The sequence below is a fragment of the Paenibacillus sp. 10L310 genome (assembly GCF_056395745.1).
Map to the genome: position 1 here is coordinate 670343 of NZ_JBFTKC010000003.1, position 23279 is coordinate 693621.

The 23279-nt window shown below is 46.7% G+C and carries 27 protein-coding genes; 6 read left to right on the forward strand and 21 right to left on the reverse strand.

The genetic code is table 11. The features are described 5' to 3' along the window. Positions 1-406: 406 nt before the first annotated feature. On the reverse strand, positions 407-1315 hold the full coding sequence (locus AC1DE7_RS12080; RefSeq protein WP_477534435.1) for a helix-turn-helix transcriptional regulator: 909 nt from the start codon (positions 1313-1315) through the stop codon (positions 407-409). 108 nt (positions 1316-1423) lie between these two features. On the opposite strand from AC1DE7_RS12080, the gene AC1DE7_RS12085 reads away from it, so the two are divergent. Then, complete coding sequence (locus AC1DE7_RS12085) at positions 1424-2353, forward strand: DMT family transporter (RefSeq protein WP_477534436.1); 930 nt, start codon at positions 1424-1426, stop codon at positions 2351-2353. Positions 2354-2440: 87 nt separating this feature from the next. Here AC1DE7_RS12085 and sigF read toward each other — a convergent pair whose 3' ends face one another. The 11 genes from sigF to AC1DE7_RS12140 all read right to left on the reverse strand — a co-directional run bounded on the left by sigF (position 2441) and on the right by AC1DE7_RS12140 (position 11089). Continuing rightward, positions 2441-3196 carry an RNA polymerase sporulation sigma factor SigF gene (gene sigF, locus AC1DE7_RS12090; protein WP_036607856.1) on the reverse strand — a complete coding sequence of 252 codons (756 nt, stop codon included), beginning with the start codon at positions 3194-3196 and terminating at the stop codon, positions 2441-2443. 14 nt (positions 3197-3210) lie between these two features. Continuing rightward, on the reverse strand, positions 3211-3666 hold the full coding sequence (gene spoIIAB / locus AC1DE7_RS12095; protein ID WP_036672324.1) for an anti-sigma F factor: 456 nt from the start codon (positions 3664-3666) through the stop codon (positions 3211-3213). Further along, on the reverse strand, positions 3663-4016 hold the full coding sequence (gene spoIIAA / locus AC1DE7_RS12100) for an anti-sigma F factor antagonist (protein ID WP_017687636.1): 354 nt from the start codon (positions 4014-4016) through the stop codon (positions 3663-3665). The genes spoIIAB and spoIIAA overlap by 4 nt, the downstream gene beginning before the upstream one ends. Before the next feature lie 144 nt (positions 4017-4160). Then, positions 4161-5282 carry a D-alanyl-D-alanine carboxypeptidase family protein gene (locus tag AC1DE7_RS12105; protein ID WP_235193874.1) on the reverse strand — a complete coding sequence of 374 codons (1122 nt, stop codon included), beginning with the start codon at positions 5280-5282 and terminating at the stop codon, positions 4161-4163. A 303-nt stretch (positions 5283-5585) separates the two neighbouring features. After that, a complete protein-coding gene (locus tag AC1DE7_RS12110; protein WP_036607861.1) occupies positions 5586-6410 on the reverse strand; it encodes a purine-nucleoside phosphorylase in 825 nt (274 codons plus the stop codon). A gap of 129 nt (positions 6411-6539) precedes the next feature. Beyond that, complete coding sequence (locus tag AC1DE7_RS12115) at positions 6540-7430, reverse strand: tyrosine recombinase (protein ID WP_477534437.1); 891 nt, start codon at positions 7428-7430, stop codon at positions 6540-6542. A 75-nt stretch (positions 7431-7505) separates the two neighbouring features. Continuing rightward, positions 7506-7748, reverse strand: coding sequence for a DUF4227 family protein (locus AC1DE7_RS12120; protein ID WP_017687632.1), 243 nt, complete (start codon positions 7746-7748; stop codon positions 7506-7508). 158 nt (positions 7749-7906) lie between these two features. After that, a complete protein-coding gene (fur, locus tag AC1DE7_RS12125) occupies positions 7907-8374 on the reverse strand; it encodes a ferric iron uptake transcriptional regulator (RefSeq protein WP_036607866.1) in 468 nt (155 codons plus the stop codon). A 107-nt stretch (positions 8375-8481) separates the two neighbouring features. Continuing rightward, positions 8482-9111 (reverse strand): stage II sporulation protein M, encoded by a 630-nt coding sequence (gene spoIIM, locus AC1DE7_RS12130; protein ID WP_477534438.1) that lies wholly within the window; start codon positions 9109-9111, stop codon positions 8482-8484. Positions 9112-9272: 161 nt separating this feature from the next. Further along, a complete protein-coding gene (locus tag AC1DE7_RS12135; protein ID WP_477534439.1) occupies positions 9273-10493 on the reverse strand; it encodes an endonuclease Q family protein in 1221 nt (406 codons plus the stop codon). Between the two features lie 2 nt (positions 10494-10495). Continuing rightward, positions 10496-11089, reverse strand: a complete 594-nt coding sequence (locus AC1DE7_RS12140) for an NUDIX domain-containing protein (protein ID WP_051447058.1) — start codon at positions 11087-11089, stop codon at positions 10496-10498. A 122-nt stretch (positions 11090-11211) separates the two neighbouring features. On the opposite strand from AC1DE7_RS12140, the gene AC1DE7_RS12145 reads away from it, so the two are divergent. Continuing rightward, positions 11212-11346, forward strand: a complete 135-nt coding sequence (locus AC1DE7_RS12145; protein WP_100527202.1) for a Z-ring formation inhibitor MciZ — start codon at positions 11212-11214, stop codon at positions 11344-11346. Positions 11347-11499: 153 nt separating this feature from the next. Here the strand turns inward: AC1DE7_RS12145 and AC1DE7_RS12150 are convergent, their stop codons facing one another. Continuing rightward, the gene (locus tag AC1DE7_RS12150) at positions 11500-12633 is read right to left on the reverse strand and encodes a M20/M25/M40 family metallo-hydrolase (RefSeq protein WP_036607871.1); all 1134 of its coding nucleotides are present in this window, start codon (positions 12631-12633) and stop codon (positions 11500-11502) included. Positions 12634-12900: 267 nt separating this feature from the next. Between AC1DE7_RS12150 and prli42 the strand changes: the two genes are divergently transcribed. Next, complete coding sequence (gene prli42, locus AC1DE7_RS12155; protein WP_017687624.1) at positions 12901-13002, forward strand: stressosome-associated protein Prli42; 102 nt, start codon at positions 12901-12903, stop codon at positions 13000-13002. Between the two features lie 26 nt (positions 13003-13028). Here the strand turns inward: prli42 and lipB are convergent, their stop codons facing one another. From lipB to lpdA, 5 genes are all read right to left on the reverse strand, one after another. Continuing rightward, positions 13029-13736 carry a lipoyl(octanoyl) transferase LipB gene (lipB, locus tag AC1DE7_RS12160; protein WP_036672329.1) on the reverse strand — a complete coding sequence of 236 codons (708 nt, stop codon included), beginning with the start codon at positions 13734-13736 and terminating at the stop codon, positions 13029-13031. Between the two features lie 111 nt (positions 13737-13847). Beyond that, positions 13848-15281, reverse strand: a complete 1434-nt coding sequence (locus AC1DE7_RS12165; RefSeq protein WP_477534440.1) for a dihydrolipoamide acetyltransferase family protein — start codon at positions 15279-15281, stop codon at positions 13848-13850. A gap of 46 nt (positions 15282-15327) precedes the next feature. Then, complete coding sequence (locus AC1DE7_RS12170) at positions 15328-16314, reverse strand: alpha-ketoacid dehydrogenase subunit beta (RefSeq protein ID WP_017687621.1); 987 nt, start codon at positions 16312-16314, stop codon at positions 15328-15330. A 2-nt stretch (positions 16315-16316) separates the two neighbouring features. Continuing rightward, on the reverse strand, positions 16317-17345 hold the full coding sequence (locus tag AC1DE7_RS12175; protein WP_036607878.1) for a thiamine pyrophosphate-dependent dehydrogenase E1 component subunit alpha: 1029 nt from the start codon (positions 17343-17345) through the stop codon (positions 16317-16319). A 139-nt stretch (positions 17346-17484) separates the two neighbouring features. Beyond that, complete coding sequence (gene lpdA, locus AC1DE7_RS12180; protein WP_036672333.1) at positions 17485-18909, reverse strand: dihydrolipoyl dehydrogenase; 1425 nt, start codon at positions 18907-18909, stop codon at positions 17485-17487. A 224-nt stretch (positions 18910-19133) separates the two neighbouring features. On the opposite strand from lpdA, the gene AC1DE7_RS12185 reads away from it, so the two are divergent. Further along, positions 19134-19451, forward strand: a complete 318-nt coding sequence (locus tag AC1DE7_RS12185) for a DUF2627 domain-containing protein (RefSeq protein WP_017687618.1) — start codon at positions 19134-19136, stop codon at positions 19449-19451. A 63-nt stretch (positions 19452-19514) separates the two neighbouring features. Continuing rightward, a complete protein-coding gene (locus AC1DE7_RS12190) occupies positions 19515-19862 on the forward strand; it encodes a potassium channel family protein (protein ID WP_036607883.1) in 348 nt (115 codons plus the stop codon). Positions 19863-19870: 8 nt separating this feature from the next. Here AC1DE7_RS12190 and AC1DE7_RS12195 read toward each other — a convergent pair whose 3' ends face one another. Beyond that, positions 19871-20083, reverse strand: coding sequence for a hypothetical protein (locus AC1DE7_RS12195; RefSeq protein WP_076318970.1), 213 nt, complete (start codon positions 20081-20083; stop codon positions 19871-19873). Between the two features lie 177 nt (positions 20084-20260). On the opposite strand from AC1DE7_RS12195, the gene AC1DE7_RS12200 reads away from it, so the two are divergent. Further along, positions 20261-20860, forward strand: coding sequence for a thymidine kinase (locus AC1DE7_RS12200; RefSeq protein WP_017687615.1), 600 nt, complete (start codon positions 20261-20263; stop codon positions 20858-20860). Between the two features lie 121 nt (positions 20861-20981). Here the strand turns inward: AC1DE7_RS12200 and AC1DE7_RS12205 are convergent, their stop codons facing one another. Both AC1DE7_RS12205 and AC1DE7_RS12210 read right to left on the reverse strand, forming a co-directional pair. Beyond that, a complete protein-coding gene (locus AC1DE7_RS12205; RefSeq protein ID WP_017687614.1) occupies positions 20982-21458 on the reverse strand; it encodes a hypothetical protein in 477 nt (158 codons plus the stop codon). 534 nt (positions 21459-21992) lie between these two features. Beyond that, positions 21993-22643, reverse strand: coding sequence for a hypothetical protein (locus AC1DE7_RS12210; RefSeq protein ID WP_477534441.1), 651 nt, complete (start codon positions 22641-22643; stop codon positions 21993-21995). Positions 22644-23279 lie beyond the last annotated feature (636 nt).

Sequence of the window (23279 nt, forward strand, 5' to 3'; positions counted from 1 at the left end):
CTTTTGATTGATTTCTAAGTGTTAGAAATTTGGAGACAAAGGCGCACGCTTCGCTTCTTCAGGTCTAATCTGCCGCCTGCGTTGCTTATGTATCCTTAGATGAGCCCTCACGCTTCGCTCCTTTTGACCGATTCCATCCCTCCGCTACCCATCGTCCTCCCGTTTCCAAACGTTTGAAATAAATATGCTGGAGGAGTAGGCAGGAAGGGAATTGAAAGATGAGCTTTGAGGGGGTATTTTGTGCAAAATTCTATGACTTGTGAAGGTAGCTTCTGGATATTAATTTTAGAAATTTGGGGATTTGAGGCGAAACTGAGTGTGAAGCATTATTTTACATATCAAAAAAGTCGCCGTATGGGCGACTCTTCGGTATTGGTAGATAGGTTCACGGATCATGAACAATAATTCAAGAATTATGTTCTTTTTCTCTTTTGTTCAATTCCCTTCTAAATCGTAAAGGGGTTGAATTCATTGTTTTGCGGAATTGGTTAATGTAATAACTCGTACTGTTAAAACCGACCTCATAGGCAATTTCGGTGATGCTACGCTTGGAGGATTGCAATAATTCAATGCTTCTTTGGATGCGGTACTCTATCACGTATTGCATGGGTGTGGTTTTCAGGATTTGCTTGAAATAACGGCATGTCTCCGATCGACTTAACTGTCCCGCCTTTGCAATATCTTCAAGCTTAATTGGATCGGCATAATTGAGATTAATCCATTGCAACATGTCTTTCAATCGATTGTTTCTGCTCATCTCTAATGGATCATGTTCTAGAGAACATCCGTTCATAATCAGCAGTTTCCATATATTAAGCACCGCCGAAGCAATATTCACTTCGTAAAAAGGAACTTGGTGCACCAGCTCCTTTCTAATCCGTGCAACAGCATCCAAGATCTGTTCTCCCCAAGCGTTAGCTCTTTCGATATACAGAAAAGGCAAATTAGTTGCTGTTACATATGGATGTACGTACTTTATATACAAATCCGAAGGCATGATAACGTGTGGGGACAAATTCAGACATAAATAAATGCAGTTCTCGCTCACCCCGTGATCTTCGGCCATATGCATTATTCCACTGTTGATAAAAATCCCGTCACCTTTGGACAAAATCATCTTTTGATCGTTGATATGAAACAACGCCGTACCCTGAAGAACGGCAACAAACTGCAATTCATCATGCCAGTGGAGAGGAATATGTCTGTGAACATTTTGAACAATGGTTGTCTCATAACAAGCTATAGATAATGTATCGGTACGGTGTTCCGTCATTTCTTTCAAATGTTGATCAATGATAAATTCGATCTTCTGCATGGCCCTCATCTCAATATAGTTATATTTTTAAGTGTAATATTGATATAAATGTATCGCGTTTCTCCTTAATATAACACTATTCTTATATTTAAGGTGAGGCGAACAAGAATGACAACTTCTGCAAAATCCAAAATTTCAGGCATCGTGCTCGTTCTGACGGGAGCCATCTGCTGGGGCATTGGGGGTACGGTATCTCAAAAACTGTTTCAACTGGATGGAATTGAGGTCAATTGGTATGTCACTGTACGATTGTTGATTGCTGGGTTACTATTACTGGTTATTCAATCGTTTACAAATGGAAGATTTCAGATTTTTGATGTATGGAGAAATAAAAAAACGGCTGGGCAGATGATCATTTTCGGATTGGTGGGCATGCTTGCCGTCCAGTATACGTACATGGCATCCATTAAACACGGCAATTCGGCGGTGGCTACACTCCTGCAGTACCTGTCCCCTATCATGATCATGATTTACATCGCACTCCGTAAGCAGTCGGTCCTCACACGCAATGACCTTGCATGCGCCGTTCTGGCTCTCAGTGGGTGTTTTCTCCTGCTCACGAATGGCTCGCTTACGCAGTTATCTGTCTCCTCGCTCGCAGTGATATGGGGACTGTTATCTGGGGTTTCAGCAGCATTTTATACGCTGTATGCCGTGCAACTGATTAAAAAGTTCGATTCACTTGTTGTGGTCGGCTGGGCTATGATCATCGGTGGTTTGGGAATGAGTTTTATTCACCCGCCCTGGAAAATGAATTTTGCTAACATCACGCTCGAAACCTACGGTTATTTGATATTTTCAATCCTTTTTGGAACCATGATTGCTTTTTGGTTTTATATTGCGAGTCTCAAAAGTCTTACACCCAAGGAAACTAGCCTGCTCGGGAGCGCAGAGCCGCTTGCCGCTGTTGGAACAACCGTCATATGGCTCCATGAACCTTTTGGCTTCTATCAATGGATTGGTATGGCATGTATTCTTGGCATGATGCTGGTCATGCAGTCCAATCGTTCGGAATCTCCCCGTATTAACAACAAATAACCTCCCTCGCCATAATGCGCGATAGAAGGTTGTTAGTTGTCGTATATTGGTGTATAAACGCCAATACTGTTGGTGCAACCCATGAAATCACTGCGCGATCTGGTCGCGGATGGATTGCAGTATTTTTTTCTCCAGACGTGATACCTGCACCTGAGATATTCCCAGCCTGCTGGCAACCTCGGACTGGGTCTGATCTCGGTAATACCGAAGATAAACGATTAATCGCTCCCGCTCGCTGAGACCACCGATGGCTTCGTTCAGAGCCAGCTTGTCAAACCAACGTTCCTGAGACTCGTCGGCAATCTGATCCATTAACGTGATGGGATCACCGTCATTCTCAAATACGGTCTCATGGATGGAGGTCGGTGGTTTGTTCGCTTCCTGGGCAAATACAACTTCCTCCGGAGTTACCCCCAGCTCTGCGGCAACTTCCTTAATCGTTGGTAAACGATCCAGATGTTTGGACAGTTCGTCCCTTTTTTTGCGGACTTTATTCGCCATCTCTTTCAGTGAACGACTGACCTTCAGGGTACCGTCATCCCGCAGGAATCGCTGGATTTCTCCGATGATCATAGGTACCGCGTAGGTTGAGAACTTCACGTCATAACTGAGATCGAATTTGTCTACTGATTTGAGCAGACCGATACAACCAATCTGGAACAGATCTTCCGGATCATATCCCCTGTTCATAAAACGCTGTACGACGGACCAGACGAGTCTGATGTTGCAGTTCACCAGCGTATCCCGTGAAACATGGTCACCCGACTGACTGAGCGCAATCAGCCGTTTGACCTCGGCATCGTCCAAATAGGTCTGTGAAGATGGTTTCACTTCAGCATCCATAAGAACACCAACCCCTAATTATACAATGCTTTCTTGGATTCAATCCTTTTTTTCATCTTGATGGAGGTGCCTCTGCCGGGCTCACTGCTGACTTCGAATTCATCCATAAAGTTTTCCATAATGGTGAAGCCCATGCCCGACCGCTCAAGTTCGGGTTTGGACGTATATAGCGGCTGCTTGGCCAGTTCAAGATCTTCGATTCCTTCACCGCGGTCTTCCACAATGATTGTGATCATGTCTTCCCGAATCTCCGCCTGGATGGACACCACACCCTCGGAGTTGTTGTTGTATCCGTGGATGATGCTGTTGGTCACGGCTTCCGAAATGACCGTTTTCAGGTCACTGAGCTCGTCCATCGTTGGATCAAGCTGGGAGATAAACGCAGCAACGGTTACCCGTGCAAACGACTCATTCTCTGACTTGGCCGCGAATTGCAGATTCATGAAATTTGTCCCTGTTCCTTCATTCATGAGACGACCTCCAGACCTGAGAGAGCAGTTCCCTCATTTTCGTATATCGGCATAATCTTAAACAGCCCCGACATTTCCAGCAAACGGTACACTGGCGAATTGACGTCACAGACCACCATCTTGCCACCTTTATTCTTAATGAGCTTGTATCTTCCCAAAATGACACCTAGACCTGAACTGTCCATAAATTGCAGATCTTTCAGGCTGAGTACGAGATGCTCGCTTTGTCTCCGCTGGATGGCTTCATCCATCTGCATCCGTACCATGTCAGCTGTATGGTGATCCAGCTCCCCGGATAATCGTACAATCAGAATCCCGCGATGGTGTTCCATTTCCACATGCAAGTTCACGTTTGCTCACTCTCCTCCCTGTCTTAGAACAAGGATTTCTACGCTTCCGAAGGCTTTTCCTGCCCCCCGACAAAACTAGAAGAAAACCCCTATTTAACTACAAAATATGTTCGAAGGATGTGTGCAACTCGCGGAAATCGCCGTTTAGTCAAACAGATTGGACGTTGTCCGCTTGAACAGCTTCCACCAGCCAGCCTTATTCACATCCTGCGGAGCCTGAATGTCGAACTCCTTAATGACGTCGTTGCCCTGGTAAACAACCAGTTTACCTATACTTTGCCCGGCTTTGATCGGAGCTTTCAATTCTTTGGCAACCAGCAATTCATGCCGGATGTCGTTGGATTTGGCTCCTTTGCGCATCAGCACACTATAATTTTGCGTGGCATTCAGAGGCAATTCGGCAACTTCACCTTTTTCGATCTTCAGACTACCCAGCAGATCCCCTGCCTTATAGAGAGCCTTCATCGTATATTGACTGAACGCATAGTCAAACATCGAAGATACTTCGCTGTTCCGTGTTTTAGTATTTGGTTCACCAAGTACCACGGAAACGACACGTAATCCATCCTTGGACGCTGTTGCGGAGAGACAGAACTTCGCTTCGGATGTGTAACCTGTTTTCAAACCATCTGCCCCTTCATAAAAACGAACCAGCTTGTTTGTATTCACCAGCCAGAAGGGCTTTTCCGTATCTTTGCGAAGGTAATCCTGATATGCACCAGTGTACTTCGTAATCCCGGAATGTTTCAGCAGTTCACGGCTCATGACGGCAATGTCATGGGCGGAAGAATAATGATTATCGACCGGAAGGCCGTTACAGTTGGCAAAATGAGTATCCTTCATGCCCAGCTCCTTCGCCCGCTCATTCATCAGCTGTACAAAGGCTTCTTCCGAGCCAGCGATCTTCTCAGCCATCGCTACCGAGGCATCATTGCCCGAAGCCATCGCGATCCCTTTTAACATATCGTCGACCGTCATTTCTTCCCCAGGCTCCAGAAAGATCTGCGAACCGCCCATGGAAGCTGCGTATTCGCTCGTTCTTACTTTGTCGGTCAGCTTCAGCTTACCCGAGTCGATCGCTTCGATTGTAAGCAACATGGTCATAATCTTTGTAATGCTCGCTGGAGGCAGCTGATCATGACTGTTTTTCTCATAAATGACCGTTCCCGTGTCTGCATCCATTAAGATCGCAGAGCGCGCCGACGGGGCCAGATCAGTTCCTCCCGCTGCCTTCGGTGTTTCTTCAGCCAATGCTGTTGATGCCATAAGGGACAGCAGGATACAAAGGGTCATGAACGATGCCATTATTCTTTTCTTCACAAGGTTACCTCCTCAAATGACTTGCTTACTGCATGTTCCATGCATGTACTGCTAATCATTGTCGGCCCGTTTCCAGTAAATTATTCCATGTAAAGCATGATTTCCCGAACTTTTATTGAAAATGTGGTCATAGCCAAAAAAACGCACTGCACTCAAGGAATGAGTAACCGTACGTTCAACACAACAAAAAAAGGTTACCCCCCTATGATTTCTCATCTAAAGAGGTAACCTTATCTACTCAAATCTTGCTTACATTTGTGGAATAACTGCCACTACCAGCGCCAGGAACGACTCACGCACACGTTCCGTCGTCTCCATAACCTCATCATGTGACAGCGGCTGGTCCAGAATTCCAGCAGCCATGTTGCTGATACAGGAAATACCTAGTACTTCCAGGCCCGCGTGGCGTGCCACAATCACTTCAGATACAGTGGACATGCCCACTGCGTCTGCGCCCAATGTACGCAGCATTCTGATCTCTGCCGGTGTCTCATAGTTCGGACCGAGCATACCTGCGTATACCCCTTCACGTACGTTAAAACCTTGTGATGCAGCCGTATCCTTCGCCAGCGCACGCAAACGGCGGCTATATGCTTCGGACAGATCCGGGAAACGCACGCCCAGTGCAGCGTCATTTGGTCCGATCAGTGGATTTTTGCCTGTGAGATTCAAGTGATCCGAGATCAGCATCAAGTCTCCAGCTTCATACGACGTATTCACGCCGCCTGCAGCATTGGTTACAAGCAGGCTGCTTACACCCAGTTCTTTCATAACCCGTACCGGGAAAGCTGTCAATTCCGGACCATATCCTTCGTACATATGGAAACGGCCTTTCATCATCACGACTGGACGACCTTTAATGGTTCCGACCAATAGTTCACCTTCATGTCCTTCTACTGTGGACACTGGAAAATGCGGAATATCCTGATAAGCAATACTTACGCCATCTTCAATCAGTTCTGCCAGTACGCCAAGACCTGAACCCAAAATCAAACCGACTTCCGGCTTGATGGAGCTTTTGCTTTGAATATAAGATGCTGCTTCCGAAATCATTTGTTGGTTTAATGCTGTCATGCGATGTATGTTCCTCCTTGAGTTGAAACGATCCGTCTTATGTATAACGGCGTTTGGATGTATTCAATTTATTTTATCCTAAATCGGCCCAATGTTCCGCATTTATTTGTGAATGCCATGCGTCAAAATCTATCTTGCCCTCGGATGATGGGTTTCATAGATTTCTTTCATGGTTTTGCGACCATGATTGCCATATTGTTGTCCAGGCTGCTCCACGTGACCCAGCATGTCTTGAACCGCACGTGTATCCGCCCCATTGGCAATCAGGTGTGCTGCAAACGAATGACGAAGGGTATGCGGCGTAATTTCTTCCGAGATTCCCGCATCCACCGCCGCTTTTTTGAGCAACTTCCAGAAGCCCTGCCGGGTTAAACGTCTACCAGATACATTCACGAATAGTGCCTGCTCGTCCGAATCGGTTTTGAGCAACTTGTTGCGGAATTCCTCCACATATACACTTGCCCAACGTGCAGCTGGTGCACCAATGGGAAGGATACGTTCCTTGCCCGCCCCACCGCATCGTATAAAGCGCATCCCTGGCTGTACATCCCGAATGTCAAGGGCAATCAGTTCCGAGACCCTAATGCCTGTAGCATATAACAGTTCAAGCATCGCTCGATCTCTCACACCCTGCGGTGAACGAGTATCAGGCGCTGTCAAAAGTTGTTCGATCTCTTGGATACTTAACACCTGTGGTGGCGTCTTGTCCGCCTTGGGAGCTTCCACATCAAACGTAGGGTCCTGTATAATATCACCCCGCCGCATCAAAAAATGAAAGTAGGAGCGCAGAGATACGATGCTGCGGGCAATGGTTGCATTGGCACGTCCTGCCTGTTTGAGCTGACCTGCAAACAGGACGACATGTGTACGTCTGACCTGGTCGGCTTCGCGTATGCCATATTCCTTATCTGCAAATTCAATGAACTTGTCCACGTCTCGGAGATACGATTCAAGCGTGCTGCTCGACATCCCTTTATCATCTTCCAAGTATAAGGCATAGGCGTGTATCGTCTGTTTCATGTACAACGCTCCTCAACTGACAGATCTGCCGCTCTGGCAGACTGCTCCCGTATTTGCATCCCTGGCTGTTCGAAGCTACTCCCCGTACCAATAGAACAAACGGAGACGCTCTGCCATCGTAGGACGTCCTTCTCCATTACCCGGCCAATCCGTTTCCTGAAATACTTTGATTGCATTGCCAGTTGGCATCTGATACTGATCCACAGGTGAGATCCAGCCATTAAACAGATCCAGAACATGATAGAACAGATAAACTAATGCAGCAAAAAATATAATAAATCGAATAAAACGGAGCCCTCTCCGCACTGATATAATCATGGGCGCGTCCCCTCCTGATTCGAATCCGGTAATGTCCTTGAATCAGGGTATGTCCATAAACACAGGTTTATGCCATTTGGGCGAAACTCCAGATCATGTCCGGTGCCAAAAAAGCTCTCCCGTCAAAACCGCCGGTGAGAGCTTGAAGATATGCTATGTTATTCTTCATCTTTGGGTTTCTGTTCATTTTTAGCTTTGCAACGATAACAAATTCCATGAAAGTCCAGTCGGTGATCTACTACCGAAAAGTTGAATTCCCGCTCCAAACGCTCTTCAAGCGGTCCAAGCCAGTCTTCACGTATTTCATCCATACTTCCGCATTGAACACAGATTAAGTGATGATGGTGATGCTTGGATGTATCTCCGCGCAGATCATAACGCGCTACACCGTCGCCGAAGTTGATTTTCTCTACAACATGCAGCTCACTCAGCAGTTCGAGGGTACGGTACACGGTTGCCAGACCGATTTCGGGAGCCTTTTCTTTAACGAGCATGAATACATCTTCTGCGCTCAGATGATCTTCTTCATTCTCAAGAAGTACTCTTAAGGTGGCTTCCCGCTGGGGCGTTAATTTATATCCTTGGGACTGTAGTTGCTGCTTAATTTTATCAATCCGTGCTTCCATTTTCTCCCTCCCCCTAGGAAATCACTGCACACTGCAACTTAACCCACTCTTTTCATTATAGGGGGAGTGCGTAATTAAAGTCAACATTTTACACTATACGGTACACGTTAGGCCGGTAGTAACATTGGCGTGACCCAACGCATCATTGCAGGTGTAACCCATGTTTCAAAAGACGCCACGCCGAGCAGCAATGCAGCCATAACCAAAGTTAACACTATATATGAAGCAAAAGGCCTTTGTCGATCAGGTGTTCGCTGCATCAAAACACGATTACGAATGATGTATAACGAGAACGTCATCGCCGCTACACTGCAGATCAGGAGGATCGGAATGACAAATAGATTATGCGGTGCCACGGACACCAGTGCAAACAGTAGCCCTTTCCAGGAATACTGTCCAACAAGGTACCCCACTGTGAATCCAATGAGCACACCTTTCAAAAAATCCAGAACCAGTATACCGGGTAGTCCAACGACGGATAAACCCAGAATAAAGATCAGACCCACCCATTTCAGATGGAGCATGGCAATGTCCCAATATGCCCCGGTCTCAGTCACTTGTGCACTGTGCTGCACGGTCATGAAGAAATTACCGAGATAACCCTCCAGATCCTGACGTTGCTCGAGAGACAATGCGTTCACCATGAGCGCGCCAAAAATGACGCCGACCAGAAACAAGACGGCCACGAATACATATAACGAAGTCTGACCTTTAAATGTAAAGTAGGAAGAGCGCATACAGGTACGAGTCCCCTTTCCGGTATCATGCTGCAAGGATTTTCATTTACATCCTCATAGTCATTCTTATGAACCGGAATGCACCTGTATGACTTCTTGTCCAGATTTGACCTCTGTATAGCGAAAGCTATATGAGTTGAACTAAAGATTATTTACACCGGTCACTCCGAGGCTTTTTCCTGAACAGCAACCTTTCCGTACGTACCGCCACCTCCGGAGGACAGCTCCAGTTGTCCGTTCCGTGCAGCCACAATCAAGCCTGCCAGCACAGGTCCAACAACCGCAGCAAGCTCTTCCTCACGCGTGCGATGAAGTACGTTCATTTCTGTACCAAAATGGTCCAGTAGCTGGCGCAGTTTGGCTTTGCCAAGTCCCGGAATGAACTCCAGTGGCACCTGATAATGATAGGCTGGTCTGTTTGCAGGAACATGAGGACTCTCCCGATCAGAGATCGCCAGGATGCGATCCAGCACCCCCTGCACCAGCTTCAGACTGCCACAGTGCGGACAGCGCTCTGCTGACATCGCTTGCTCATCCATAATGCTGCCACATGCTGCACAGTAGGTACGATGATATTTGCCCAGCCTTGGATTCAGTCCATAATTGGCCGCAATTTTCCTGCCCGCTTCTCCTTGAAGTGCCATACGGAATTCATCAAAAGAAGGGGCAACAACTTGCAGTTCGTTATACTCCCGTCCAATCTTACCGAGTGAATGAGCATCCGAATTGGTCAGGAACGGAACATGATCCAGTTCCCGAATATAACTGGCCATGGATGAGTCCGAGCTTAACCCCAGCTCTACCGCATCCACGAGGCTAGTATCCAGCACTTCGCCCATACGGGGGGCTGTACTGCCATAGATGCCTTTATGCGGTGTAAACACATGTGCAGGCACAATAAGTCCCCCACGTGCCTTAATCTCGGCCTGCATCTCTAGAGCGGGCACGTACACCCGCTGAGAACTGAGATTCACATTTTTCATATAACGTTTCATCCAGTTCGTGAAGGACTTCATCGTTTTCAAATCACGGAAGTACGCCAGCATATGGAACTCACGCATTCCAGGCTCGCGCAACTCAATCTCTGTACCCAGCAGAATGGTGGTGTCCTGGTAGGCAATACCGCCGCCCTCAATCTCGGACATGGTGCCACTCTCCAGCAATTGCTCAATATCCATCTGTACAACCGGAGAATGACAATCAATAACACCAAGCAAATGAATTCCTTTGCGATCCGATGCTTCCCGGGCAATATTCTCAAATGTCAGATCACGACTACCACTGATTTTAACAGCCTCACCCCGAGAGGTTCGTCCAATGTGGATATGCAGGTCTGTATAACAGGGCTCCCACGTCGTGGACGTTTCCAGTTCGTCTTGCATGCCTAGAACCGTCCTGTCGTTCTGTAAAGGTCCCACGCGTACACGGCCATCATCGTTTTGGCATCGCTAATCCGGTTCTCGTCCATAAGCGCATAAGCTTCCTCCAGAGTTATTTCGGCAACTTCAAGGAATTCATCTTCGTCCAGCGCCATGTCCCCTGCTTCCAACTCTTCAGCGATGTAAAGATGAATGATCTCATCTGCGAACCCCGGTGACGTGTAAAACGAACGCAAATGACGCAGCGACTTGGCTACATATCCCGTCTCTTCTCGCAATTCACGTGCTGCGGCAACCTCTGGCTCTTCTCCCGGGTCCAGTTTTCCCGCAGGAATCTCCACTTCGGTGCGTCCCATTGCCTGACGATACTGATCCACAACAAGCATGCGATCCCCATTCAGAGCGAGTACAGCTACCGCTCCAGGGTGCCGGATTATCTCACGTGTAGCCGTCTGGCCATTCGGTAGTTTAACGGTATCGACTTGAAGCGAAATCACTTTGCCCTCAAAGATTGGCTTAGTGGATACGGTCACTTCATCTAGTTTTGGATTGGCAGGTTGCGCCGCGTGGATGGATTGGGCAGATTGATTTGGTTTCATTGGTTCTTCAACTCCATATCGTAGGATTATATATTTGGTTAATGTATATATCTCTGATTTTGGGCATATGGTGAGCGTATAGGATTCTCACAGCAAATATAAACGAATCAGGGGGACTTTCAATGAACAGTTATATGACGCCTCAATCCTTACACGTGGTAGGACAAGCACGGCAAGTACAGCTCATACTCAAACAATGGTTACGCGAGTGGGGCCCTGATGCCAAGTTAATCGATCTCCTCGCTGGACGCAAATGAATGGGTAATCGATCCATTGTTTCAATTTGATCCTAAATTAACGAGTCTTCTCACTTGAAATATAACATGAATTCACAAAAAGTCCGAATCCGATACAGATAGACCGGGTTCGGACTTTTGTCTAACAACATGTGAGGTAACATGTGCTCTATATTATTTCTTGTCAGCTGCCGTTTCCTGAATAATAGCTACGACTACCTGGGATAACTTCACAATGTCTTCGGCACGAATACGTTCTTTGGTTGTATGAATATCCTCATACCCTACCGCCAAGTTCACTGTTGGAAGGTCGAATCCGTTAAAGATATTGGCATCACTGCCACCACCGGAAGCAAACGTACTTGTCTCCAGCCCAATACTGCGGATGGCACGCTGTGCAAGTTGTACAACTTCGTGTTCATCATGGAAGCCAAATGCAGGGTAAAGGATCTCACTTCTGAATTCAGCTGTTGCACCGTATTTGCGACAAGTCGTTTCCAACGCGTCACGCATCTGTGCAACCTGTAATTCAACTTTCTCCTGCACAATACTGCGAGCTTCCGCTTCAAGCTGTACAAAGTCACATACCACATTGAGTGCTGACCCACCCTGGAATTTTCCAATGTTTGCTGTTGTCTCGTCATCAATTCTGCCCAGTGTCATCGCTGCAATTGCTTTTGCGGCAACCTGAATGGCGCTGATCCCGTCTTCCGGGTTCACACCCGCATGTGCGGACTTCCCATAGATGCTCATTTGAATTTCAGCTCTCGCTGGAGCAGCAACACAGATCGTGCCTACAGCTCCATTAGAATCCAGCGCATAACCGAACTCGGCATCGATATCCTTCGGATTCATGGCACGTGCACCCACCAGTCCAGACTCTTCGCCGACCGTAATGACAAATTGAATTTTACCATGTGGAATCTTGTTTTCCTGGATCACACGAATCGCTTCAAACAATGCCGCAATCCCTGCTTTGTCATCTGCTCCCAGGATCGTTGTTCCATCACTGCGGATCCAGCCATCTTCACCAAGTTCAGGCTTGATTCCCTGTCCCGGCGTCACGGTGTCCATATGACATGTGAAAAATATCGGTGCAACCCCTTCAGTTCCTTCGGCTTCCCAGGTAATGACGAGGTTTCCTGCGCCATGTCCGGTTTGCTCCATGGTATCATCCTCATAGACATGAAGACCAAGCTCTGCAAACTGTTCTTTTAACACCTTCGAGATGTTCTGTTCATTTTTCGTTTCACTATCAATCTGCACCAGTTCCATGAACTGATCGATAACACGTTGTTGTTTAATCATAGGACTTTCCTCCCTCTCGTAGATACGGTACAATACAATTACTATGGCTTGTTTATTTTATGAGGTTGTTCAAAAAGTCCAGTTTTGATTACGAAGGATGCCTGGCGGCATCATCAGCATCGAATATGGAATTCAGCCGAAATGTCCGTTGCTCACGTAGTTTTCCCTACGCTCCGCTACTCCATTTCTAGCTTCATCCCATCTTCTTGGTACTGAAAACCAGTCTTTTTGAACATACACTTTATGGTGAAAGGAGTTCTCTCATCCATGCAAAAAAAGAAATGGTTCAAAATCATCATCTATCTCATGCTGATCGCCATGATCGGGTCCACCCTTTTCATAGCTCTCGAACCGTTGCTGTTTGGATAGCAACCTAAAGCCTTTCGACGACCTGTTTACAGACGTTGAAGGGCTTCTTTTTCCGTGACCCAATTAATTTGATATGGAAAAATACGATTAAAGTACGGAACAATCTCCTGCGCTACTTGCTCCACCGCATAGGACTTGCCCGTTATATCCTCCAGTGAGGTAACGCCATACTGTTCAATCCCACAAGGAACAATCCCCTGAAAACCTGCATGTTGAATGCCTGAGCTGATGTTAAAAGCAAACCCGTGACTGGTCACAAAACCGCGGCGGTGTTTGCAACGATTAAACTTGATGCCGATTGCAGCAATCTTCATATCACCAATCCACACACCCGTGTAACCCTCTTTGCGTCCAGCTTCAATGCCCTGGTCTGCAAGATAATCCATAAGCACCTGCTCAAGTTTCCGTAGATAGCCGTGCAGATCCAGGTCTTCATCCCGACCAAGAATCAATAACGGGTAACCTACCAACTGGCCCGGGCCATGATAAGTAATATCACCGCCACGGTCAATTTGAAACAAAGAAATCCCTTGCTCACGCAACTCTTCCGGACTGAGAAGCAGATGCTCCGGATGATTTTGTGAGCCGATCGTATACGTTGGTGGATGCTGTAAAAGCAGCATCTGCTCCGCTCCCTCTCCCTCGTCCAATCGCTGCACAATCGCTTTCTGGCGGTTCCAAGCCTCTTCATAATCAAGCATTGGTATGTATGCAACATCCAGCAGCTTGCTCATGATTCCCCACACCCTTCTGCTTCAGGTTCAGTGTACAATTGAGCACCTGTCCGTAGACAGCAGGAAAAGTGCACGGCCTCCGGCACATACACTTTCCCGACAACTATTTACTTAATACACCTTGGTCTCCATGGTATATCCTTCAAGGTTTTCTTTGACACGTTGCAAGAAACGTCCGCTGATTACCCCATCCAGGATTCGGTGATCCAGCGACAGACACAGGTTAGCCATCGAGCGAACAGCGATCATATCATTAATAACCACTGGTTTCTTGACAATCGACTCGAATGTAAGAATGGCTGCCTGCGGGTAGTTAATGATTGGCTGGGACAGGATCGAACCAAATGAACCGGTGTTGTTCACCGTGAACGTACCACCTTGCATATGGTCCAGCTTCAACGTACCTTCACGTGTTTTACGAGCTAGCTCATCGACTTCACGGGCCAGACCTGCAATATTTCGCTGATCGGCATGTTTGATTACGGGTGTAAGTACAGAATCTTCGGTTCCTACCGCCATGGACAGGTTAATGTCCCGTTTGACGATAATTTTGTCCACTGCCCATACCGAGTTCATAATTGGGTAGTCTTTAATCGCGTTAACGACTCCCTTCATCATGAAGGACAGATATGTCAGATTGATGCCTTCCTTACGCTTGAACTCATCCTTGAGTTTATTGCGTAGCATCACAAGATTGGTTACGTCCACTTCGATCATTGTCCATGCATGCGGGATTTCCGATACGCTTTGACGCATATTCCGGGCAATGGCATTACGCACAGGGGTAACATCGATGAAATACTCCGATCTTCCCTGGCCGCCACCTTCCACTTCGATCTGTGGAATTTTCGGACTTTCGGTTAGATGAATGCCTGAATGTCTCACAGGAACACCTGCATCGGACGCTGAGATCGCTTCTCCAGCGGTTAAACCCATTTCACCATTTCCACGATTCACTCCGCTGAATGGAGAAGCAGAAGGCGCATGCTGTGCTGCAGGAGATGATGCTTGTGCCGACGATCCAGCCGCGTTACCGCCCTGTGCAACAAATGCCAGCACATCTTTGCGGGTAATACGACCACCGGCACCGGTGCCTTGAATGCTTTGCAAGTTCAAGCCATGCTCTGCTGCCAAGGATTGCACTGCCGGGGAATACCGATTACGCATCGGCTGGTTCGGATCATGTCCTGCTGTATTTGACGCGGCAAGAGGAGTGGGGCTCGCATGTTGCTGCACTTGCTCCTGTTGCTGCGATACTTGTGTTACTTGCTCAGCCGCTTCTTCATCAGAAGCTGCGACCTGCATGCGGCAGATTGCTTCACCAACAGCAATCGTTGTGCCCTCTTCCACCAAAAGGTCACCCATAATTCCATCCACAGTGGATGGAATCTCGGCATTAACTTTATCAGTGATTACTTCACAGATCGGCTCGTACTGTTCCACACGGTCGCCCGGTTTTTTCAACCATTTGCCTATGGTAGCCGAGACCAGCGATTCCGCCAATTGCGGCATAATGACCTCGATCCATTTCATACGTTCAGCCATTTGATTATCACTCCAAACTTTACTTTTAAACGATCCAAAAACGAAATTAAAACTCGGCAAGTGTACGCATTGCTGCTTTGGCTTTGTCCTTGCTCAGCATGTAGAATTTCTCCAATGTTGGGCTAATTGGCATGGCCGGCACATCAGGTCCGCAAAGACGCTGAATCGGTGCATCCAGTTCAAAAAGACATTCCTCACTAATAATCGCGGCAACTTCGGCACCTACACCACCCGTTTTGTTATCTTCGTGTACGATCAGCACTTTGCCTGTCAGACGAGCGGAAGCAATAATCGCTTCACGATCCAACGGTTGCAATGTGCGCAGATCGAGAACGTGTGCTGTAATGCCTTCTTCACGCTCCAGCTCCTCAGCAGCCTGCATGACAAAATGCAGCGGCTGACTGTAACCGATCACCGTAATATCCGCACCCTCACGAAGTACGTTGGCTTTACCAATCGGAACGATGTAATCATCTTCAGGCACATCTTCCTTGATAAGTTTGTAGCATTTTTTATTTTCAAAAAAGAGTACCGGGTCCGGGTCGCGAATAGCAGCCTTGAGCAGTCCCTTAGCATCGTATGCCGAGTAGGGAGCTATAATTTTCAGACCAGGTGTACCAAAGAAAATCGATTCCGGACATTGGGAGTGATACAACCCACCGAAGATCCCACCACCAATCGGCGCACGGATAACAATCGGACAGCTCCAGTCATTGTTGGAACGATAGCGAATTTTTGCCGCTTCACTAATGATCTGGTTGGTTGCCGGCAGCATGAAGTCCGAATATTGCATCTCGGCAATTGGCTTCATACCATACATCGCTGCACCAATGGCAACACCTGCAATAGCGGATTCAGACAATGGTGTGTCCATCACTCGCATTTCGCCAAACTGATCTTGCAGCCCTTTAGTTGTGGTAAACACGCCACCTTTGAGACCTACGTCTTCACCAAGGATAAAAACATTTTCATCCCGTTCCATCTCTTCTTTCATCGCCAGACGGATTGCATCAATATATTCCATCACTGCCATACTTACCGTCCCCCTTCTTCGCTGTCCGCATAAACGTGCGTCAGAGTGTCCTCAGGTTTAGGATATGGCGCGTTGTCTGCATATTCAGTTGCTTCTTTCATTTCCATCGCAAGCTGGGAAGCCAGATCCGCATCCCGGGCTTCGTCCCAGATGCCACAATCGATCAAGTAGTTCTTCATGCGAGGAACGCCATCTTTCTTCCAGTTCTCCTCAACTTCCTCTTTGGTCCGGTAAGCCAGATCATTATCGGAGGTGGAATGAGGTGACAACCGATACATCATCGCTTCAATCAGTGTCGGGCCTTCTCCGGCTATGGCACGGCGACGCGCTTCCTTCACTGCAGCATATACTTCTAATGCATCGTTACCATCTACACGCAGTCCGGGGAACCCGTATCCTTGTGCTCGATCGGATATTTTGCCGCTCAACTGTTTGTGAATCGGTACCGAAATTGCATATTGATTGTTCTCACACATAATAATGACAGGCAATTTATGCACACCTGCAAAGTTGGCTCCCTCATGGAAGTCACCCTGATTGCTTGATCCTTCGCCAAACGTAACAAAAGAAACAAATTCTTGCTTCTTCATTTTGGCAGCCAGCGCAAATCCAACAGCGTGCGGAACCTGTGTTGTAACCGGGCTGGAACCCGTCACAATCCGTAGCTTTTTGTGACCGAAGTGACCCGGCATTTGCCTACCGCCACTATTCGGATCTTCCGCCTTCGCAAAAGCAGACAACATCAACTCACGCGGAGTCATGCCTACCGCCAGTACAAAACCGTAATCGCGGTAATAAGGTAAATAATAATCGTGATCCCGATCCAAACCAAAAGCAGCGCCTACTTGCGCAGCTTCCTGTCCTACACCGGATACGTGAAAGTTAATTTTGCCAGCCCGTTGCAAGAGCAAGCAACGCTCGTCAAACTTGCGCGCGAGCAGCATGTATTTGTACATATCCAATACTTCACCATCGCTAAGTCCCAGCTGTTGATGCCGGTGGACCGCGTCTGCAGTACCTTGTGAACTCATATGAGGTACCTCCTTTTAATCAGAGCCTGTGCCACTCTTACTACCCGATCTTATAACCTGGTACTAAGACTTGGCTTAACCTTATTATAATCCCTTTTACCCAAAAAAGGAAAGGACCTTTCTCATAAGCTTGTTTGGCTTACATTCCAATGGCCTTTCCATCGACCGCCAACATGGCTTCACCCATAATTTCAGACAGAGAAGGGTGCGGATGAATGGTTTGTCCGACTTCCCAAGGTGTGGCATCCAGCATCTGAGCCAGAGAAGCCTCAGCGATTAATTCCGTCACATGGGTGCCAATCATATGTACCCCCAATATATCATTCGTCTTGGCATCTGCGATCACCTTCACGAATCCATCCCGACTTCCGTGAATGAGCGATTTGCCAATGGCCGAAAATGGGAACTTGCCTGTTTTAATGTCATAGCCACGTTCTTTGGCTTCAAGCTCGGTGAATCCGATGCTTGCTGCTTCCGGACGTGTGTACACACAGCGCGGGATACGGTGGGATTCTACGGCATGTACCGTTTTGCCCGCCAGATGATCGACAGCGAGAATGCCTTCATGACTTGCGGCATGTGCAAGCTGCAAACCGCCGATGCAGTCACCAATGGCGTAGATGTGACCTTCACCGGTCTGTAACTGTTTGTTCACAGCGATGAACCCACGCTCCAGTTTGATATCTGTATTTTCGAGTCCGATATTTTCCACATTAGCCTGACGTCCAACCGACACGAGCATTTTCTCCGCTCTTAGCGTTTCCTGCTTATCTTCACCAAGCTGCACATCAATCTGAATGCCCTCTTGATCCGTGTTATATGTTTCGGTTAGAACGGTGGCACCTGTCAGGAAACGGACACCTCGTTTGCCGAGCAATCGCTGCATTTCTCTGGCAACATCCTCATCCTCGGCAGGCAACACGTGAGCAGCTGCTTCTACTACTGTGATGTCTACGCCAAAGTCATTCAGCATGGATGCCCACTCCAATCCAATCACACCCCCACCAACAATGATGAGTGATGCAGGAAGTTCATCCATACGCAGTGCTTCGTCGCTGCTCATTATGAATTTGCCGTCCGGTTCCAGGCCCGGCAACACACGTGGACGCGAACCAGTGGCAATGATGAGATTGGTTGGAACTACCGTATCCATCTCGCCATCTTCGAACTCTACAGCGACTGCTCCGCTCTGCGGTGAGAAGATGGATGGTCCGATGACGCGACCTTTCGCGTGTACAACCTGGATTTTATTTTTTTTCATCAAATACTGAACGCCCTGGTGGAGCTGTTCGACAATTGCATCCTTGCGCGCCTGTACTTTGGGAAATACAAGTGTGGCTCCATTCGTCTCGATACCATACGTCTCGCTCTCCTGAATCTCAGCGTATACTTCCGCGCTTTTCAGCAAAGCCTTACTCGGAATACAACCACGATGCAGACAGGTTCCACCAAGCTTGTCCTTCTCAATAATAACGACCTGTTTTCCCAGCTGTGCAGCCCGGATCGCGGCTACATATCCACCGGTCCCTCCTCCAAGAATTGCAACATCACATGTAATTGGCATCTCTCATGCTCTCCTCTATGAATCAAATTTCAATATAATTTATGATGGCTTAAATCATGGTTTGGCTTATACCCTCTATATGCCATTGTACTCTCCTTGAGCGGTCAACTCAAAGTTTGAACCAATCACACATGGACAGCCTATGCATTCCAAGCTATGATGGAATCAGGTATGATCTGTAAGCGTAACCTTTATTTAATGTCGACTTTGGCAGAAAGGGTATAATGCTCATGAATACAAGATTGGTCTTTGCGCGATTTTTGGCAATTGTTGTTCTGGTCATCCCCGGGTTAATGGCTATGAAGGGTTTTCTGATGATGAAAGATGCCCTGTTCCTATATTATGCCGAGCACGGGAACGAACTGATTTCACCAGGATTCCAGTGGCTTTCCTTTGGCGGTGGACTTGTCCTTTTTGCCGCAGGTATGAGTTTTCTGGGAGGCTGGATCTTGTTCCGTGACCGCAAGCGAAATTATGTAGGTCCCCGTTTCCGGTCCAAAAGTGTACCCGAAAAAGCAGAGACGCCCGGAAGGACTCCATGAGTCCGGGCTTTTTGTGTGTTTATACAACACACCGCCTACTTTACATAGACAGGATGGATCATCATGGTATCATTTCTAATCACGTTACAACGATTGCTCAAAGGCATTTTCCATGCGTTCAAAGACCCTAAGTTTCTGGCTCTGTTCGCGTTAACGGCAGCAACGTTGCTATCAGGCACTTTATTTTACACTCGTGTTGAAGGTCTGCACTGGATCGATGCGTTATACTTCTGTGCGGTTACCCTGACTACGGTGGGACATCCTGAATTTGTGCCAACCACCGGATTCAGCAAAGCCTTTACCGTAATCTACATGTTTGCAGGCATTGGTCTCACCTTTGCCATGATTGCCAGAATTACAGCAGGTATTCTATTCCCTCGCAAATTAAAGACAGAAGAGGACCCGGAGTAATCTCCGGGTCATTCGTATAAGGCATCCCGCAGTTTGGTAGACATACGTGATTCTTTGGAAGAAGACTTCAAGATCGTTCTACGCAAGGTAAGGTTACTTGCCTGCAGTCTCTCCGCTTCTGCGAACAGTTCTGCAAATAACGCCTGCGCCGCTTCATCTAGAGATCCCTGTTCTTTCAGGCTTTCATATCGCTCTTGAAGTGATGATAATGCTTCACTCATACTAAAACACCTCTTTTCACAACTCCTGTTAACTAGCTGCCGTAACCAATACCTTAACATTCCATATAGTAACACAAAGCTGCGCAGATTAGTTCTGGCTCTTTCCAAAGATTTTGTGGTACTCTGTAAAGGTCGCTTTTTTTGTTGAATCCCGTATGTGAGAGGAGTAGCAGCACCGTGCAAACAGGACGTATTACCGTAATTACTGGACCCATGTTCAGTGAAAAATCCGGTGAACTCATTCGCCGTTGTCAGAAATTAATACAATTTGGCCGTAAAAAGGTTGTGGCCTACAAACCAGCCGAGGATAATCGGTTTGCCCAGGACGAGATCGTAAGCCGAATTGGTTATCGACTCCCTGCCCATTCCATTCCCCGGCAATTAACCCCGGAATCCGTAGAAATGATCTTGAACCAAACCATAGATGCTGATGTTGTTGCATTTGATGAAGTACAATTTTTCAGCAGTGCCATTATGGAACTTGTCTCGGAGTTAGCGTATTGTGGCAAACATGTCATTGTGGACGGACTTAATATGGATTACCGTGGTAAGGAATTCGGATATGTCGGTGGTTTGCTTGCCATGGCAGACGACATTGAGAAACTCTCGGCTTTCTGTGCGGTATGTGGCAGCCCGGATGCAGCCTTTACGCAACGTATCGTCAATGGGGAGCCTGTTACCTTGGGTCCGGTTGTCATGATTGGCGATTCAGAAGCTTACGAGCCACGCTGTCGTTGCTGCTTCATTCCTCCTCACAAAGTTGAATGTTCATCATAATTCCTAAAAGATCGATCTTAGATATCTTCCAAAAAAGTCCCTTGGGGCTTTTTTTGTTATAGAGCAAACATTCGCACAAAAAAGCACCGCTTCGCAGCGATGCTTCCAGAGTCACTTCCCGCTAGTCACGGGAAACAAAATATTTGTTGGTCATGTAGTAAGCGTCACCACGCGACGTTTCCACCATTCCTTTTTTGGCATCCAAAAATACAATCTCTTTACACTTTGTACAGTACCATTTTGTGCGCTTGTATGGGGATTCCGTCACATAAGCCGTGCCACATTTACAATCAATCTTCATTAATAACTCGGTTGATTTATAAGCACTGGACAAGCGTTCCAGGTTATCCTGCTGCTGTGTAGGCATAATGGTCTGCTGATAATCCGATAAATGATTTTGAACCTTGAAGTCTGCTACCAATCCTGCATTCAATCCAAAAAACTCCTTGCCGATTTCGGTCACGAAGCGCTTCTCATTTCTGTAGCAATCCAGCCACTCAATAATCTGCTTATTAGACAGTGGAACCGTACCCTTGATACCGCTGTTTAAGGTGTAGGTCATGATGTATAAAGTATCGTCTTGTCTACCTGAGTACATTAGAATCCTCCTTCGAATACATTTGCTAATGTACTACAAAAACGCGCATAAATCAAAAAAATCTTATTTCCTGAGCGCATCTCTTCTTATTAAATGGGAAACATTCCACGTTCATCCGCCAAAGACTTACAAGAACTGCATACACCTGAAACATTTCCCTGTGGCGCGGCATAATGCACGACCGATTTAACCTTTTTCTTGCATATGGAACAGTAGTGCCTCCTTTCCTTTTTTGGGATATAGTCCGATAGCTTAACCACGTTTTTGTTCGGTCGGAATCGTTGTAAGAAACCCGGCCATTTCATCTCGCTTCACTCTTTCTTGTTCGTCTACTTCGTAGTCATTTTTGTGCTCTGGGCTAAAAATCATCTCGTCTTTTTTTATGTATACGATTCCAAGTTGTGCGTGCCTATCTCATAATCTATTCGACGTTTTGAGCGTTTTTCCTGTTTTTAATCTCTACACATATAAAAAAAACCGACAGAACCTGCTCTCCTTTTTTTCGGAAGAACAGTATTTTAGTCGGTTCCAGCCTCATTTATAAAAAGTTCCCAGAACGTCCAGCTCTGATGAACGCTCAATTCGAAATGGATAGATATAACCCTGACTCATTCGGGTAAATTTGCGGCTCCACAGATCCAGTCCCGATGTGAACTGATAGGCCTGATATATAAACTTGGAGCAGTAATTGCGCTCAATACTGCGCAGATTGGTCTGCAAACGGTAGAATTTTACCTGCTTGTAATGGTCATGTACCCACCCCGCTGCTTTCATGCCTGCCTCATTCAATCTGGAACGGAATACAATGAAACGATCTCCTTCATAAAATCGCGTCAGATACCACTCTAATGAATCAGCAAATACAGGCCCATAAGGGTGCACATGATACACCTTGCCGTCGAGACCAATAATACCCATATGCCCGGCGTAATACGTCGATTCCGAGCTTGGCGTGTACACAATATCCCCTGGCTCTAGCTTCATCTCGCCCAACGCGTTAATAGGCAAGTCCTGATGCAGCCGTTTGGCTGCTGAACGTTCACGCCGCCCTTCAACCAACAATCGATGAAGCGCACCAGCAAGTGCGAGATACATTTCAGACCATTTGATCTTTTTTTTATCAGATCGTTTGAACCACCGCTGGATGAAGGCGAAACCTCGTTGTGGCTGTGATCCCTTTTTCATACGCTGCACTCCACTCTGATCTAGTTATTGTATCTATATAAGTTGAAATAAAGTTTATTTACACTGACACTACGATGACAGAACAATCTTCCAATCGCTGTTATCCCCAGATTTTTTCGATTCCCTTTTTCTTAAGGGAAAATCCGGTGATAGCGTATGCTTCCGATGTAGCTTTCTTTCAGAAAGCTTTTAGGCGACCGCTTCGCTTTTTCAGATTTTTTCTGTCCTCTCCGTTATCGTGTAATTGATTATTTCAATTTATATAGTTGTTATTTTAATGTTTCTCAGGCTTATTATAGACATCTGGTAGTGTATACACAATTCGGCATCCTTTGCTTCTGGTAAAATTATGCCTTCTTAGTACCCATTTTATGCAAAAAAAGATGACTTCGGAATGAACCGAGGCCACTGAAAAAGTCCAACATCTATAAACAGATATCCTTCCTCATTTTTTGAGGAGGGATATCTGTTTTYCTGTATAATTAAWTGATTAATTTCAGGTGGTGTCTCGGATGATTTCTAACCAACAATCTTTTAACCTTAGTCCATTTATGGACATATACGATATCGTCGTACCTAAAGATAATATGCTTCGTCAAATAAATGATCTCGTAGATTTTTCATTTGTTCAGGTAG